Source organism: Paraburkholderia suaedae, assembly GCF_040812055.1.
GTDB lineage: Bacteria > Pseudomonadota > Gammaproteobacteria > Burkholderiales > Burkholderiaceae > Paraburkholderia.
The window spans coordinates 123141-140237 of record NZ_JBFOAH010000015.1 but is presented as its reverse complement, the minus strand read 5'-3'; the positions used below and the strand labels follow the sequence as shown (position 1 = coordinate 140237).

Annotated in this window: 12 protein-coding genes and 1 pseudogene; 5 read left to right on the top strand and 8 right to left on the bottom strand. The window is 61.2% G+C overall.

Going from position 1 to position 17097, the window contains the following annotated elements:
* Positions 1-74 precede the first annotated feature (74 nt).
* Complete coding sequence (locus tag ABQJ48_RS20830; protein ID WP_367839881.1) at positions 75-1514, top strand: MFS transporter; 1440 nt, start codon at positions 75-77, stop codon at positions 1512-1514.
* Between the two features lie 306 nt (positions 1515-1820).
* Positions 1821-2332 (top strand): annotated as a pseudogene (locus ABQJ48_RS20825) (aconitase family protein).
* On the opposite strand, the gene ABQJ48_RS20820 reads toward ABQJ48_RS20825, so the two are convergent.
* Positions 2313-2783 carry a ribonuclease gene (locus ABQJ48_RS20820; RefSeq protein ID WP_367839880.1) on the bottom strand — a complete coding sequence of 157 codons (471 nt, stop codon included), beginning with the start codon at positions 2781-2783 and terminating at the stop codon, positions 2313-2315. The pseudogene ABQJ48_RS20825 and the gene ABQJ48_RS20820 sit on opposite strands and share 20 nt — an antisense overlap.
* Before the next feature lie 285 nt (positions 2784-3068).
* On the bottom strand, positions 3069-3911 hold the full coding sequence (locus tag ABQJ48_RS20815; RefSeq protein WP_367839879.1) for an EamA family transporter: 843 nt from the start codon (positions 3909-3911) through the stop codon (positions 3069-3071).
* A gap of 123 nt (positions 3912-4034) precedes the next feature.
* Between ABQJ48_RS20815 and gcvA the strand changes: the two genes are divergently transcribed.
* Positions 4035-4925: a transcriptional regulator GcvA gene (gcvA, locus tag ABQJ48_RS20810; protein WP_367839878.1), complete on the top strand. Its 891-nt coding sequence runs from the start codon at positions 4035-4037 to the stop codon at positions 4923-4925.
* 157 nt (positions 4926-5082) lie between these two features.
* Here the strand turns inward: gcvA and ABQJ48_RS20805 are convergent, their stop codons facing one another.
* From ABQJ48_RS20805 to ABQJ48_RS20795, 4 genes are all read right to left on the bottom strand, one after another.
* A complete protein-coding gene (locus ABQJ48_RS20805) occupies positions 5083-5943 on the bottom strand; it encodes a class I SAM-dependent methyltransferase (RefSeq protein ID WP_367839877.1) in 861 nt (286 codons plus the stop codon).
* A gap of 277 nt (positions 5944-6220) precedes the next feature.
* Positions 6221-8434 carry a beta-glucosidase gene (locus tag ABQJ48_RS20800; RefSeq protein ID WP_367839876.1) on the bottom strand — a complete coding sequence of 738 codons (2214 nt, stop codon included), beginning with the start codon at positions 8432-8434 and terminating at the stop codon, positions 6221-6223.
* Between the two features lie 560 nt (positions 8435-8994).
* A complete protein-coding gene (locus ABQJ48_RS37865; RefSeq protein WP_473094164.1) occupies positions 8995-9267 on the bottom strand; it encodes a hypothetical protein in 273 nt (90 codons plus the stop codon).
* Positions 9268-9290: 23 nt separating this feature from the next.
* The gene (locus ABQJ48_RS20795) at positions 9291-10292 is read right to left on the bottom strand and encodes an amino acid permease (protein WP_473094163.1); all 1002 of its coding nucleotides are present in this window, start codon (positions 10290-10292) and stop codon (positions 9291-9293) included.
* Positions 10293-10316: 24 nt separating this feature from the next.
* On the opposite strand from ABQJ48_RS20795, the gene ABQJ48_RS20790 reads away from it, so the two are divergent.
* Positions 10317-10907, top strand: coding sequence for a hypothetical protein (locus ABQJ48_RS20790; RefSeq protein WP_367839932.1), 591 nt, complete (start codon positions 10317-10319; stop codon positions 10905-10907).
* Between the two features lie 2988 nt (positions 10908-13895).
* Here ABQJ48_RS20790 and ABQJ48_RS20785 read toward each other — a convergent pair.
* Entirely contained in the window at positions 13896-14870 is a 975-nt protein-coding gene (locus tag ABQJ48_RS20785) for a ParB/RepB/Spo0J family partition protein (RefSeq protein ID WP_367839875.1), read from the bottom strand.
* Entirely contained in the window at positions 14867-16078 is a 1212-nt protein-coding gene (locus ABQJ48_RS20780) for a ParA family protein (protein WP_367839874.1), read from the bottom strand. Before ABQJ48_RS20780 ends, ABQJ48_RS20785 begins: the two co-directional genes overlap by 4 nt.
* Before the next feature lie 338 nt (positions 16079-16416).
* Here ABQJ48_RS20780 and ABQJ48_RS20775 point away from each other — a divergent pair, with 338 nt between their 5' ends.
* Positions 16417-16770, top strand: a complete 354-nt coding sequence (locus ABQJ48_RS20775; RefSeq protein ID WP_367839873.1) for a hypothetical protein — start codon at positions 16417-16419, stop codon at positions 16768-16770.
* Positions 16771-17097 lie beyond the last annotated feature (327 nt).

The window sequence follows — 17097 nt, the reverse complement described above, 5'->3', positions numbered from 1 at the left end:
TGCGGCCCCTCACCTTCATACCGGCACGCACGCACACACAAGAATGCGGCCGGTGCACAAAGCAGGAGACACACATGCAGCAGACCGTCACCGCGGGCAGCGCCCCGCTTGCGTCGCCGAACGTTCGCGTGGGCATTGACCCCGGCGCGCAAATCTCCGCGCGTATGGATCGACTGCCCGTTACGCGGCATCTGTGGACGCTCGTGTTCCTCATTTCGCTCGGGGGCTTCTTCGAAGTCTACGACCTGATCTTCACCGGCTATATTGCGCCGGGCATGGCACATAGCGGTCTTCTCAAGACCACGACGAGCGCTTTCTTCGGCTTCACCGGCATCGCCGGCTTCATCGCCGCGACCTTCGCGGGCCTCTTCGTCGGCACCTTCGGGTTCGGCTGGCTGCCGGACCGCTACGGCCGCCGCGCCGTGTTCACCTTTTCGCTGCTGTGGTACTCGGTCGGCTCCGCGATCATGGCGTTCCAGACGACGCCCGAAGGCGTGATCCTGTGGCGCTTCATCACCGGCGTCGGCGTGGGCGTGGAGATCATCACCATCGACAGCTACGTCACCGAACTGGTCCCGCAGCACATGCGCGGCCGCGCGATGGCATTCAACCAGATGGTCATGTTTGCAGCGGCTCCGGTTGCGGCGATTCTCTCGTACTGGCTCGTGCCGACGACCGTGTTCGGCATGGACGGATGGCGTGTCGTGGTGCTCGCGGGATCGATCGGCGCGGTGCTCGTATGGTTCATCCGCCGCGCGGTGCCCGAAAGCCCGCGCAGGCTCGCCACGCACGGCCAGGTAGAGAGGGGCGAGCGGGTCGTGGCGAGGATCGAGGACGCGGTCATGCGCGAGACAGGCAAGCCGCTGCCGCCGCCGCTGCCGGTGATCGAGCAGCCGGCGCATCGGCGCGCGTCGTTTGCGGAGCTGCTGCAGCCGCCATACCGCTCGCGGCTGATCATGCTGATGATCTTCAACTTCTGCCAGGCGATCGGCTATTACGGCTTCGCGAACTGGGTGCCGACGCTTCTGATCGGCCAGGGCATCACCGTGACGAAGAGCCTGCTGTATTCGTTCATCATCGCGTTCGCGATGCCGGCGGGCCCGCTGCTCGCGATGCTCTACGCAGACAGGATCCAGCGCAAATGGCTGATCGTCGGCGGGGCGCTTGTGGTGATCGTTTGCGGGTTGGCATTCGGGCAAGTGAAGCAAGTCGTGCCGCTCGTCATTCTGGGCGTGCTGATCAGTCTCGCCGGGCAGACCATCTCCGTGTCGTTCCACGCTTACCAGGCTGAACTGTTCCCGACCGCTGTGCGCTGCCGTGCAAGCGGCCTCGTGTATTCGGTGAGCCGCATCGGAGCGATGATGTCGGGATTCGTCATCGCATTCCTGTTGCGGGATTTCGGCGTGGTTGGTGTGTTCACCGGCATCACCGGTTGCATGCTGGTCGTTGCCCTGGCGATCGGCGTGTTTGGACCCAGGACCAACGGAGTTCGACTCGAGGAGCTGAACCGGTGAGTTCTGACGTATCGAGCTTCGCTTTTGGAATTACGCTGTAGATGCAGTTTTCACCTAGGTGACAACCGTGTATCAGTCACCTTCGCCGCCGTCTGATCCGTCGAGGTCCGCGCGCTTTGACGGTCGAATCCTGTTCATGTCGCAGAACGCGAGCGTGATCGAGCCGGCAACTGCTCGGCGAGGACGTCACACTCGAACAAGCGGTGCCACGCGCACGGACAGGGCCGCGGAATCGGCCGGGTGTTTGAATATGGCGGTGAAGCCCTGGCGTCCTGATCGACGGAAGAACGGGCCACGCTGACGAACATGATTGCGGAAATCGGTGGCTTTACCGGCATCATCGCGCCTGACGAGCAAACGCGGCGCTTGCTGTGCGAGCGCCGCGGTATCGAGTTCGAGGTCGAACCCGGGATGCGCAGCGACGACGCTGCCGAAGTTGCCCGCACGATCGACGTGGACTGCTCGCAACTTGAGCCGATGCTCGGGCGCCCAGGCGATCCCGGTCATCGCATAGGCCTGTCCGAACTGCTCGACCCGGTGCCGGTCGCCATCGCATATGGCGGCTCTTGCACGGGCGGCAAGCGCGAAGATCTGCGGCGCTGCCATGAGAGGTTAGAGTGGGCGCTCAGGCACGGCTTGAAGTGGCCGGCACGACTAACTTATCCCTGCAATTCGGTAGTCAGGACGTGCGGGATTATTGCGTGCGCGAAGGCATGCTGGAGGTCTTCGAGCGCGCATGCGCCGAGCTGATTGAACCGGGTTGCGGTGCATGCGTGAACGCCGGGCCTGGCATCCGCCCTATTCCGCAATGCGCTTAAAACTGGCGTAGTAGTCCTCGGTGTAATAGCACTCGCCCGTCTGCCTGCGCGGTCCGCCACATACTATCCGGCGCTGGCCGCGATCCGTCATGCCAGGCGTGCGAACGGTGTACGTGTGGTAGTAGCCGCGCGGATGTTTCGGCAGCAAAAGCGCCGTGTTACGAAACAACACGCCGTCGTCCGCAAAAGGGAATGGGCCACCTGCTTTGATCAACTGCAATGTTTCGGCTGCTTCCGCAGGTAACTGTGCCTTGGTGATGGTGCCCAGCACGCCCGCCGCTCGCGTGCCCGATGCGGTGAGGGCGTCGCTTGCGCCCTGCGCTGGCTGAACCGGCGCCTGGCTCGCGGATGCGCCCGATGCCTCAGTGGCGTTTTGCGATCCGCCCTTGCCACATCCGCCAAGGATCGCACTCAAGGTGACGATGCACGAGAAAGCCAACGCTGTCTTCACGAAACGGTTCTCCCGTTGAACAGACTTCGACGATCCGGCTAGATGCAAAGGTATCGCTAATGGCTAAGCGAATCAATCTTCTTCCCGGAAACAGGCGCTTTTTATGCGCCCGGCGCCGTTCAGGCGTCGATGCCCGAGCGGCAGGCGGAATGAGTGGACGGCCAACGGGCGACATGCCTCGTAGGGCGAGTCCGCGCCCCAAGCGCCGCCCGCACCGCATTCCGCGGACCCGCCCGGTCGAGCGATCACGTACGGCCAACGGATCATGCGCTTCTTCAGATCATGTCAAAGGCCAAGACAAACCGCTCCGCCCGCGACGACCATGCAGGCGAGCCAGCGCGGTCCACTGACCGCTTCACGCAAAAACATCCGCCCGATCAGCACGGCGAACACTACGCTCGTCTCGCGCAACGCCGATACCGCGCCCATCGCGCCCGACTGCAACGCCCAGATCACGATGCCATACGCGCCAATCGACGCAAGGCCACCGACCACCGACGAGCCGACCGACAGTGGCTCGACACGTATCGGTGTCCATAGCGGCGCAAGCCCCCGCACGGCGACGAACAGCACGGGCATCAGCCAATAGAACATGAACATCCACGCGGTGTAGGTCAGCGGCTGACCGTTGGACAATCTGACGCCGATGCCGTCGATCACGGTATAGAGCGCAATCGTCGCACCCGTCGTCAGCGCGGCCAGGGCGCCCGCGCGCGACACGCGACGCCCCTGCAGCGCGATTGCGACAATGCCGCCCGATATCATCGCAATCCCGAGCGCACGTAAGGGGCCGACCGCCTCATGGGCGAACAGCGCCGCGCCGAGCGTGACGAGCAGCGGCGATGAGCCTCGTGCGATCGGGTACGCGAGCGCCAGGTCGTTGCGGCGATACGACCGCACGAGCGTCACGTTGTAGAAGATGTGCACCAGCCCCGATGCGACGATGTAGGGGCAAGACCCGCCGGCCGGCCACGGACTGAACAGGACGACGAGCGTGGAGACCGCCGCGATGGCTATGCTCATCCACGTCATGGACAAGAACCGATCGCGGTTGCTGTGCAGCATCGCGTTCCAGCTCGCGTGGAGCATCGCAGCGAAAAGCACGATACCGCCGGTATAACTGAGCATTGGGACTGCGGGTTGGGGTTGCGCAGGGAGAGGTCGTCAGCGCTGCAATGCGAAGCATATCTATCTTGTAGCGGCCCGGCAAACCAGATAAATTGACAAATCGCGTTAGAAAAACTCTTGCCAATGAACCGGGTGTTGCCGCCGCTCAATGCCTTGCGCGCCTTCGAGGCCGCGGGCCGGCTTGGCAGCTTCAAGGAGGCCGCCGCCGAGTTGCACGTCACTCACGGTGCGGTTAGCCAGCACGTGCGCCTGCTCGAGCAGTGGCTTGGCGCATCCCTCTTTGAGCGGCATAACCGGCACGTCAAGCTGACGCCGGCGGCAAAGGCGTATCTCGAGCAAATCGGCCCCTTGTTCGAACAGCTCTCGCAGGCAACCGCCAGATACGGTGCGCCCGAAACGATTGCGCGTGTACTGTCCGTGAACGCGCCCGCGACATTCACGTTGCGCTGGCTCGTGCCGAGGCTGGCGCAACTGCGCAATGAGCATCCCGACGTGGAGGTCAGGGTGGAGACGTCGAACCGGCCGTTGGAAAGTCTGAAAGAGAACTACGACATCATCATCCGGGTCGGTCCGGACACCTTCTACGGCTACTCGATGCAGCCTTTCCTGTCCGAGGAGAGGCTTCCGGTTTGCAGTCCGGCGCTTCTGCAGCGAGTGCCCCTTCGATTACCCCGCGACTTGCGACACCATACGTTGCTGCACACCTCAAGCCTTCCGCGGCTTTGGCCCGACTGGCTGGCGAGCGCACAGATTCCCGACCTGAGGCCATCTGCCACCTTGACCTTCGACCACTTCTATCTGACCTTGCAGGCCGCCATCGACGGAATCGGCATCGCAATGGGGCCGACTGCGCTGGTATCCGACGATCTCGCCGCTGGCCGGCTTATCGCACCATTCGCCGAGCCTCGTCTGCCATCGCGCAGCTATTGCACCTATGTTCCCAACGAGAAATTCAGCGACGAACGGGTCGTGCTGTTCCGTTCATGGCTAAAACGCGAGGGGACGTGTTCATGAGCGCAGACGGCCGCATCGCAGGGCCTTGCCAGGTTCGTCGGCTGGTGATCGCGAGGGCATCGCTGGAACGACGGTGCGCTGCGTTCCGAATCAGATCACGAACGATGCACACGAGAAGCACTCCCTCACCACGATTGCTCCTCGCGACTGCGAACCGCTACGTGGTGGCGACCAGCAGTTCCTCGGCATTATTCGGCGGGCGCAGACCATCGGTTCTGCCGACGAAATAGCGCTGCGCAAGATCGGCCGCGGACACATGCCGGGCCTCCCGGAAGCCGGCTTGATGGGCCAGCGCCAGAATCTGCTGCGGGGTGAAGAAGCTCAGGAAAGGCGTGCCGCTCGCGCGCGCGCCCTTCTCCGCCATTTCGAGTCCGGGCCGCACCTCCGGGTCCGCCATCTGCAGCGGCAACAAGAACGTCATGGCCAGCGTCGAGCCAGGTGCCAGCTCCGCGATCTGACGCAGCGTGGCTGCGTTTGCCTCTTGGCTCAGATACATGCTGACGCCGGTGGACACCACGATCGCCGGCTTGCTGTCGTCGAAGCCGGCAATCGCGAGGCCGTCTCGCCAGTTCTGTCCCGCCTCGAAGTCCACCGGCACGAAGCGCAACCCATCCGGAACGCCGAAGCCGAGTTCCACGAGGCGCTGACGCTTCCATGCCTGCGGCCCCGGCTGATCGACTTCGAACACCGTGAGGCGAGACGCGATCTCCCGCCGGCGCTGCACGAAACTGTCGAGACCCGCGCCGAGAATGACGTACTGTGTGAGCCCACGGCCGGCCTGCTCGACGACGAGGTCCTCGATAAAACGCGCGCGCGCCACGATCGAAGCGCGAAACGGCCGCGTGAACTGCGGGTCCATGTCCCCGCGACTGCGCCATCCGTCGCCGGGCGCGAGCAGTTGCAGGCCGATCCGGTCTTCGAACACGAGCGGCCGTGCATCGGCCTCCGCATGCAGCGCGCGCCACAAGGCGACTCGCGCTGCCGTGCTGTCCGGCGCTGCGTCTTGCCTGTCGTTCATGAAGTTCAAACCTCTTCTTCGTGATTGGCGAATTGCGGACAAGGTTGCCAACGTTGTCCGCTAAGAGCAATGCAGCGACAATATTATTATCCGAACCGACTGTCCACGTCCGGCCACAAAAGACGGCGACCGTGCAGCCCGCCTTTTATTTCGGTAACCTAATCATATTGCACCTCCTGAATCGAGAGCGCCGGCATTCCTTTTCGCACGCCTGCCGCCGCGATCGCACCGGGCGCGAACCATCCCGCGCCCGGTGCGATCGCGGGAAACCCGCCGTTCAACTCCCTTGCAAACGGATATCACGCGAGGACGCGCCGACATACACCGTCCCGCCCGGCACATACCGCCAGCCGTTGCGCGACGTGTCCCACACGCTCTGCATGCGCGGCGTGACCGTCATGCGCACGCGGCGCGCTTCGCCGGGATTCATGCCGATCTTCTCCCAGCCGACCAGACGCCGCGGCGGCTCGCCACTGTAAGGCACGCCGAGATACACCTGAGGCACTTCCGCGCCCGCCACGCGCCCATCGTTGCGCACGGTGAACGACACGTCGATCGAGCCATCGCGCCGGTGCGCGACCGAGAGCCCCGAGTACGAGAAGTGCGTGTACGACAGCCCGTGGCCAAACTCGAACATCGGCGCGATGTTCTTCGCGTCGTACCAGCGGTAGCCCATGTCCAGCTTCTCCGCGTAGACCGGATCGGCTTCGAACGCGCCGTTCTGCCCCCACGTCGGCGTGTCCTGATCGCGCAGCGGGAAGGTGACGGGCAGCTTGCCGGACGGATTGACCTTGCCGAACAGCACGTTGGCAATCGCCTGGCCGCCGCCTTCTCCCGGATACCAGGCTTCGACGATTGCGGCCACGCGGTCCTTCCACGGCATCAGCACCGGGTTGCCGCTTTCCACGACGACGATCGTGCGCGGATTGGCGCGCGCCACTGCGTCGACGAGCGCATCCTGGTTCGACGGATTCGCGAGGCTCAGACTTTGCAAATCGCCGAAGTCCTCGCCGGCGGGCTGAGCGACGACGACGATCGCGACATCCGAGCGGCTTGCAAGCGCCGCCGCCTGGTCGATCTCCGTTTGCGTGTAGGTGCGAAACGGCATCTGTTGATCGCTATTGCCGGCAAAGCTCACCTGCGCGGACGGCGCGAGCGAGTGGATCGCCGCGACGATCGGCGTGTTCAGCTTCAGCCACGGATTGGTCCACCAGCTGCAACCCGTGGATGTGCCGAAGCTCAGCCCGCCGCAACCCGCGAACGAGCCGGTGACCGGATCGCGCGTGTTGCCGGAGCCGCCGCCCGTCAGCACGGCCGCATCGGCGTGGCCGCCGATCACCGCGATCCGGGTCAGCGATGCGGCGGAAAGCGGCAACTGATTGTTGTCGTTCTTGAGCAGCACCATCGACTGTTCAGCCGCGGCCTGCGCGAATGCGTTGCCGCGAGCGAAGTCGATGGCCGCACCGCCCTTCGCCGGATCGTCCATGACCCCGGTGCGAATCATCACGTACAGCTTGCGGCGCACCATGTCGTCGAGGCGCGCGGTCGACACCGAGCCGTTAGCGATCGCCTGGCGAACCAGATCCGGCGTCAGATAGACGGTCGAGCCGACATCTTCTTCCTCGTCGAGTCCGGCGTTGATCGCGTTCGCGGTGCTGTGCGCGGCGCCCCAGTCCGACTGGACCTGCCCTTCGAAATGCCAGTCGTTCTTCAGCACGTCGTTGAGCAGATGCGCGTTCTCGCAGGCGTAATCGCCGTTGAGCCGGTTGTAGCTGCACATCACATTGCCAGGCTGCGCGCGTCGTGCGGCGATTTCGAACGGCAACAGATACAACTCGCGCAGCGTGCGTTCGTCGATCTGGCTGTTGCCGCCGCCGCGGTTGTGCTCCTGCTCGTTGCCCGCGTAGTGCTTGATGGTGGCGATGACTTTCTGGCTTTGCGTGCCGTCCGTGCGTTCGGCGAGCATCTCGCCGGCAAGCAGGGGGTCTTCGCCGAGGTATTCGAACAGCCGTCCGCCGCGCGGCTCGCGCGCGAGATTGGTGCCGCCGCCCAGACCCATGCCGAAGCCTTGCGCACGCAATTGCACCGCGATCTGCCTGCCGAATTCGGACGACAGCCGGCGATCCCAACTCGCCGCGAGCGCGATCGTCGCCGGGAAGGTCGTGCTTGCCTGCGTCGTGCTGCCGGAGCCCGTGGCGGAGTCGACCATGTTCAGATCAGGAATGCCCAGACGCGGCACGCCTTGAATGTAACCTGCGCCCCCGCCCGGCACGCTGGACATCGCGTACTGGGAGTGAATCAACTGCAGCTTTTCGTCGAGCGTCATTTTGCCGACGAGGGAGTCGGCGCGCCGGTGCGCGAGCGCGGAATCGAATGCACTCAGCACCGCCGAAGTCGGTGCGAAATCGACGGGAGCATTGGGCACTTGCGCGCGAGCAGCGACGCACACGGCCGCCGCTAATGCGACGGCCGGCCAGAGTTTCATCTGCATATCTGTGTCTCCGAAATTCGGCTTGAATGGGGCGATGCGACAGCGGAGCGCGTCGAATGGGTTGACAGCGGACGCGAGGGTCGGCAACGCAGGGTGACTGCGAAGACGAGTGCCTGCCGGGCGGGAATCGGATGAGCCGGATGAGCCGTTAGCGATTCGCCGTGTGAGGTAATGTAGGAATGTAGTCTGACTACAGCATCGGTGTTTCTACTAATACGCTATGCTTTTATGCTAAATGATGTCGGTAAATCGAGGTGAATTGCCATTCAAGGGCTTTGACTATTTTGAGATAATGCATTTGGCACCGAAATGCCGGTAGCACCACGATTTCATGCGTGGCAGATGCTTTTCTACGTTGCCTTTTGTTACGAATATAGAATTGCTTTTTTAGATAAATCGGTCTAAATGCAATCCCGCCGTTCAACTGCCGATTAACGATTCGCAATGTCGGCGAATTCGGCCTCTCATGCGATGTTTTTTGTCAGCGGGATGCGGGCCGGCAGACCGTTAGTTGCATAACCATGGCAAACGCAGGGCTGCCTGACCCTCGCCGACTCGGTTCAAATCAGGATGGTGCCGGTTATCAAACCGATGAGCGCGGCAAGCGCGCCGCACACCGCCACGGCGAATATGATCCACTCGGCGCGCAGAAACACCGGCAAGCTGCGCTCGCGTCTCGCCACCATGAACAGCACGGTACCCGGCGCAGAGAGCAGCGCGGACATCATCAGGAATTTAGCGCCGCCCGCGAATAACAGAACCATGGTGTAGAGCGTCGCAAATGCCGCGATGAACGCGTCGCGCCGCAGTGCATGGCTTCGCGCACCACTCACTTGAATGTCATGACGTGCTGCCTTCATGCCCTAGGCAGCAACCCAGATAAATACGGAATGAGCGCCAGTGAACTGGTGACGTTGATCATCAGCGCAAATGCATCAATCGACCAATACGTGCGGGTTACGAATAGCTGGACTATGGTGCTGGTCAGCCAGATCGCGGCGACCGCCAGCTTGCGCTCGTTTTGCTGGGCGAATATTCGCGGCATCGTGCCAGTGCGCGCGGCGGCGAACAGCACTTCGGCACAGATGAGCGACCACGCGAGGCACGCACCGGGAACCGAAACGATCAACCCCGCGCCGATGAATATGGAGCCGAGAGGCCCAAGCAACGCACCGAGCACGGCCGCCATCGACGGCTGGCGCATCACCGCGATGTCGGGGCGCGGCAACGCCGCGTAGGGCAGCAGCGTCACCAGGACCAGCAGACACAGCACGGCAACGAATCCGGTGAGCGTGGCGGCGCCCACATCGGAGCGCCGCTTTGCGTAGCGCGAATAGACACTCGCGCCTTCGATGCCGACGAACGCGAACACGGTCACCCGCATCGTGGCCCGCACCTGCGAAAACAATCCCGCCGACAGCGCATCGCTGCCTTCCCACAGGTTCGCGTGGAACATGTCGGCGCAAAACCGAACGATCAATATGCCGATGAACAGCACGATCGGAATTACCTTGGCCACCGTGACGATGGTGTTGATCATCGTGGCCTGCTGCACGCCTCGCAGCATCACGCAATGAAACAGCCAGATGCCGACTGACGACACGGCGATCGCCGTCAGCGTATTGCCGTTGCCGAACGCCGGAATGAAAGCGCCGACTGTCGACTCGATCAGCACCCAGTACGAGACGTTGCCGAAACAGCCCGCCATCCAGTAGCCGAACGCGCAGAGGAAGCCCGCATAGTCGCCGAAGCCGGCTCTCGCATACGCGAACACGCCCGCGGCCAGTCGGGTCGCCGTTCGGCCACCGCCTGGAAAACCCGCGCCAACGCGTACATGCCGATGCCCGCCACGCACCATGCGATGATCGCGCCGAGGGGCCCTGTGGCGCGCGCGAAGTTGCGCGACAGCGAGAAGATGCCCGCGCCCACCATCGATCCGACGACCATCGCGGTCAACGCGGGCAGAGAGAGTTTCGGGTCGGTTTCGGACGCCATTGCTCACCCACCCTTAAGAAAGAGAAAGTCGATGCGCAAGGACACGGATGCCAATGCGCACTACAACTTGCCGCCATGCTGCGGCGGTGGCGCGCCGCGCACGCGGCACACTCGAATCCGACGCGTTATCGCGAGACCACTGCGCTCGCTGGTGCGGGTCCCGCTGGACGCTGCTGGGTACTCGCCGCCGGCTGAGCCGCCCAGCCGCCCCCATCGCCCTGAACAGAGCGAACTGGTCTTGCAACTTGCCCACCTGCTCGCGCACGTGCGACGACTGGCTGGCGAGCAGCGACACCCGCACCTGGTCGATATCCAGCCGCCCGGTATCGCCCACTTCAAAACGCCGCTGGACCTGCATCAAATGGATGCCTCGCTGCGCGACTTCCTCGTTGCGTGCGGCAAAGAGTTCGGTTTGACGATTAGGCGTGTGAGCGCGCGCTCTACGTCGTGCAGCGCGCCGAGCGCGGTTTTTTCGTAACTCAACATCGCTTGCTGCGCCTGTGCATCCATCGACTCCACCTGGGCCCGTCGTTGGAGCCGCCTGGAGGACGGAGCTTATCTCGCACCGCGCGGGTCCGGCTCGGGGGCAAAATGATTCAACGGAACGGTCGACCGCGGATCAAGAGGAGTGCGAATTTTGTCGCGTGTCGACATCGGTGCTTAGAGTGGGGATGGTACCGCAGCGGGCAGGTTGCACGGGCCGCTCAGCCTAAGCGGAGTCGAGGTCCCGAAGCTGGTGCGCTTGCGGTTTAGTCGTCTGTCGCAAGGCCGGGGAACGTATAGCGCCGAATCGGGCGGACTATCTCATCGCTGCGTTCCAGAACTGATCGATGATCGCGACGTCGTCGAATTGTTTTCGAACGATCTATATCCATACTACACATTACGTAACGGTCGCTACGCGCGTTCAATTTGGCCGTTCCACCAAGGGCAGGAAGGTAAAAGAACCGTCGATAACGCGGGGGACCGGCCCTGCATTTCATTGTTTCGTGAAACACTGTTCCTCGCTGAGTGGAAAGTGTAATTGAAACAATGACTTGTCTAACCGACACGGTTTTCGACAATGTTTCACGCACCGGCCACTCGTACGATCAAAGACCGCTCCCCCGGTCCGTTCATGGTAGACCCGTTGCTGCCGCGCTTACGATCCACGTCGCCGAAGATTGCGCTTGGGTCGTTCTGCTTTCCCTTCTGCCCTGTCTCTTGTCAATGGTTTGTTGCGTCCCTAATTATTCTGACGTTAGCTCGTGCTTCCTTTCCGATGGACCAGGTCCGCTCATACTGGGCAAGCGTCGCCCTGCTGGGCCAAAGTCGGCAGCGCCGTACGCCTTCCATACGCGAATGTTGATGGTCCAGCTCTCGGCCTGGCCAAGAGCGAATCGGCTCGGACTTCCTTTTCGGCACAGGACGGATTGGTTGCGATGCGGGCTTCCAACTTTCCAAGGTTGCGAATTGCGTGGCAGGCTCAGAATGTCGCCTTGCCGACTCGGTGCTATCGCTGTTTCGTAGTTACTGTTGGCTTCTAGTCGGAACGCCGCAGTTGCCGTCGCCAGACTTGACTCCGGCCGGCCGCCGTTAGCCGGAGCGATGTCTGCACAGTCTCACCGCAACCACGGCACAGATAGCGCCACACACTTGCCATTTGAATAATTGCCTATCCGCCTGACTATGGCCTCGTCGGCGAAGTAGCGTTTTCAATTTGGCGCGGTTTGCGGAGTCATGGGCACACTCAGGTCGTTGGCGCCTAATTGGAATAGGCTCGCGAGGTGTGTCAGCAGGGCCTTCACCACTTGCCCACATGGCTCGGCCGGCCACACTCAAGATGCCGGAATGCTACCGTCGGTTTGCTGCAGAGTGCCGATAATTGCCGAATAGCGACTCAAGACCGGCAACGCGGCGACGCGGTGTTTGAAGCATCCTGTCGGCCGCTGAATCCGTGTATCACGGCTCTCCGTGTGGCCTGCCGCGCTTTACCCAAAAACTCCCCGAGCGTCGCTTACTTTTCCGCCGCATCCTGGACGGCGCCGAGGTGGGCGATCGGCCGTGGGCGGGCTTTAAATCGTGCGCCGACCGGTCAAAGCGCCGGTTCTAACTCAATCTGCTTGGACGTTCTCAAATGCTCAGTACTAGCGCTGAGCGATTCACGCCCTCGATCGGACACGCGTGTCTTGCTGGCAGAACGTTGCAACCGGAGGCCGCGGGCATTCGAAGAAAGGCTATCGTTCCCCATTTGCTGCCAGCCGCCCCACGATCTTCGGCCCACGAGCAATGCGACCGCTAAGGCAGATCCAGAGCAGATCGCGCGACGCCAGGTTTTGTGGGGTGAACCCGGGGCGCTACCACCAACGGGACCCTTTGCCTCTCCAGACAGGCTTCGTGGAACCTGCGAGGAATTGGACAACTGACGCACACTGAGAACGCCCGCTGTTTCGGCAATCAGTTTTTGGGGTTGCCCCATGATGAACTGTCACACTGCGCCCACGTATAGGACCGAATAGGCAGGGGCGTTTTTGGTGATATCAATGCGCTGGCTCGGGCGCCGCGCTTTACCTTCAGTTGTGATTCAAATAGCGCGCGGGGCTGCGTTCCAGACGCAAATGTCCGTGGAGGCCCGACCGGAAACTTGGCGGCATCAGCGATTAGATAGCGGTGGCAGTCAAGTCATGCGCCTGCGTAGAGGTCGCACAGGTCGGTCGTGAATCCACTTCAGAGAGAACCCGCTCACGTTAGGGCCCGACAAGAGGCATGTTGGTGTTCGATCATGAGGGCGGGAAGGAATGTGCGCGACAGGCATCTCCAGCGCGTGGTCCTACTCCGGCCATCCTGACGCGGTCAAGCTCGACGCGCTCTCGCGGAAGCTCTGCGATGCAAGGAAAGGGCTGTGCGCAAATTAACCAACCGATCTCGTCTTAGTCGCTGGAGTTTTGACAGGCTGCCATTAAATTCAACTGGTGGCCCGGTGGATGCGCTGACCTCTGCCGCGATCACGCTATTTGCGCGCGAGCCCAAAGTCCGTAGCGACATGTCTAGAGTCTAGACACTATCGGTTTAGACACTATCGCTAAGCGCTGGTCCAGCGCCGTCGCGGGACAAAAAAACCCGCGGTTGCGGGCTAGCTTCCAACGCACCGCAGGATCGCCTCCTCTTCGGTTGGGGGCGGAAACACCAACCGATCAGGTCTTATATCGTTGTTAGTCGCGTCTTGGAGATTGTTCTATCTACGACTCACGAAGTCTACGGACCCACCCGATCAGCGGATTCCGTCATAGCTCGTCGTCCGCTCCACTGCTATCCCGTTGGCCTCGAATCTCGATCCCCGCAGGTCCTCCGACCCTCCTCCTTCGCACGCGCCCGCCTCCGTCACGACAGGTCTAGACTCTAGACACTGTCGTGACGTCTCCGAGCGGCGCCCTCCACCGAAAAAAAAAGCCCGCAATTGCGGGCTTGCCATGGACGCAACGCAAGCTCAATTCGTCTTCGGTTGAGACTGAAACATCTGGCCGATCAACTCCCGAATCTGCGTCTCCTGCGCTTTCGTGATCACGCCGGTCTTAATTTTGACCGTGAAGTTGCTGATGTCCTTCGTGATACTTCCTGCGTGTTCCTTGCCGGAGAAAAACTTATCGATGCTGCGCCCGCTCGTCTCGGTCGACGTAGTTTGCCGAGTCGCCAACGCGCTGATCGCTGCCGCAGCTTTGCCCTGGTCGATTTCGCCCTTGACGACGAGCGGCCAAACCTCTATTGCGGCTTTTTCTCCCTCATCACCATGTTTTTTTATTGCTGCCGCGATAGCCTGCGCCGCCGTCCCCCCCAGCAGACGCGGCTGAATATCGAGGTCCTTCTTGATGAAGTCCGGGAGATTTTCAAACGCCAGAAACTGATAAAGGCCGGCACGCGACAGCCCCATCGCCTCCGCCAGCCGCTTCCGGTTCGGAAATTCCGCCTCGGACCGTCGAATGGCAACCCCGATCTCATAGTCCGCCAAATCATCGCGGCTGATGTTTTCGACCATGGCCAACACCGCCATGTCAGAATCGGAGCAATCAGCGACGACCGCCTTGATGGTGTCGAGTCCCAACATCTTGTGCGCGCGCCACCGGCGCTCGCCGGCAACGAGCTGATAGTCGTTTTCCACGCGACGTACGACAATCGGCTGCATGAGCCCGACCTCGCGAATGGACTCGGCAAGTTCCGCGAGTTTTGCTTCGTTGAAGACCCGCCGTGGCTGCCACGGGTTCGGCAAAATCCCGGCTACCTGCAGTTGCGACGCGACACCGGTCGCCTCCAACTCCTGCACACGAAGTTGAGCAACCGCCAAAGCCCCCGCGAGACCAGGCGCCGTCTGTGTCCGCGTACTGCGCTTAACCTCGTCCTCGTTAATCGACGAAGTCTTCCGGATGCCAGACGTCTTGGCCAGCAGTTGTTCGCGCATGTTGCTCATTGGGCGTTCCTCCATTTTTCCGAGTAGATTTCGTCCACCCATCGGCAGTAGTCGACCAGAGGTTGACGTACGCGCTGCAACGACTTGGACGCACTATGTGTACTGCTGATATCGAAGACGGTCGAGAATGCCAACGCGCCGGTGCTCATCACCGAACTGGCCGGCACTTCGATCGAATGCAGCCAATTCTCATAGGCGCTTTGTGCCCACGCGCGGACGATCGGTGCAGACGAATTACGGCCATAGTCGACCCTCGACAGCATCAGTGAGACGAAATCGTACTTCTTGTCTTTCTCGTATTTGATAAAGCTCTTGGAAACATCCGAAAAGAGCCGCCAAAACGACAGTGAACTGATGAAGTCGAGGTTCTCCGGCACCATGGGCATGACCATCGCATCGGCCGCCATCAACGCATTCAGATTCAGATAGGACAGCGACGGCGACGTGTCCATCAGAATGTAGTCATACTTCTTGCGCAGCGGCTCGAGCCCCTGCCGCAGCACCGTCCAAAACCGGAAGCCCGGCCTCATTTTCTGCATTGCGGGCAGGTGGAACTCGGCGCCGATGAGTTCGGTATGTGCAGGGATCACGTCGATTCCATCCCAGTACGTCGACTGGACTCGCGCCTCAAGGCCGCCCTCGATGTCCTGATCGTAGACATACGGCAGCACCGTGTCTTCCGGCGTAACATCTTTCTCAGCGTAGAGTCCACACAATTCCGAAAGGGACGCTTGCGGATCGAGGTCAAGCACCAGCACCTTGCGCCCGCGCAGCGACAGACCTTGGGCGAGACACATCGTCGTGGTGGTCTTGGCAGAACCGCCTTTCAATTGCGCCGTAATGATGATTCTTCCATCCGGTTCTTTTAAGCGGGTCACCAGCGGAGTCTGGTAGATGTCGGATACCTTCTGCACCCAGATGCGGGCTTCTTCCAACGTGAACGTGCGCGTGCGGCCGGTGCCAGCAGCTGTGCCGGGGGGCAACTCACCGTCGCCCTTGGTCGCGAGGTATTGAACCTGAGAGTGGGAGATGTTGCACATCTCGGCAATCTCCCCTGTTTTGAAAACCGGAGCCGTTTTGCGAGGACGCGGAGCCAGAATCGTGTCACGCAGCTCGTTAGTGAAAATCGTGACCTTCTCCGCAAACTGGCTGATCTGCTCGAAGTGAACGGTTCGGTCTACGGCAGGGAGTTGGCTCGTTCTGACCATTCTGAGGTTTTTCCATAAAATTCTAGAAACCTCAGAATACAGGAAATGCTCGAAGTAAGCTTCTTAATTCGCTGTTTCCATACGGATTTCAAACAAAAACGTGGAATATCACCGCGTATTGCGGGCCATAACGTTGGGCACCGGTCACGGAGGCGCTCCAGATCCACCGTCAACCGGCTGGCCGCTAGTCCGAGGAACTGCCAAAGGCACAATCGACCTCACCATCCCTCTGTTCAAACGCCTTCCGCGTCACTGCGATGCTCGGAAATTCAGCACAGGGTGAGGTCAATTGTGCATTTCTATACTTTTAAGCATGGCCCCGAAGCTACGAACGCACAATGGACCTCACCTTGATCTCCAAAACAGGCCCTTGCAGCGCTGCCGACGAGGTCTGGTCGCGTCGAAGCACAATCAACCTCACCTATATCGGGCTAGCCGGGCGCCACCCCGTCACCGTATCCGCGCGCAATCGTCCAAATCTATGCCCTCTTACACAACGAACCTCACCATCAATCGTTCAACCAGAAGACAACAGCTACCCGCACAATCGACCTCACCGTATTTTCCACGCCCAATGCGTTGTATCTGAACTTCCGGTTGGTTTGTTTTTTTTTAAAGAACACAACAAGCCAACAAACCAACAGACGTATCCAATACTCATTAGCTTCAGCGACTTAAGCCTGCAAAAGTGAGGTGGTTTGTGTCAAAGGTGAGGTTAGATGTGCGCACAGGTGCGGTCCGTTGTGCGGCAAGGTGAGGCTGCTCGCACATCAAGGTGAGGTTTGATGTGCTGCAGGGTCGATGGCAATTCCGAAGGTGAGGTAGGTTGTGCCCACACCTGCCGGCCCCGTTCGCAGCCCCGTAGCGCAAGGGTTTTTCGGTGACTACAGCGCGGTAGTGGTGAGGTCCATTGTGCGACTGGTGAGGTTTTATGTGCGCAACTCGACGCGCCCATCGCACCCTCGTCGCGGGCACCACGCATGGTGAGGTTCTGTGTGTTGACAGCTCACCACCGTGTG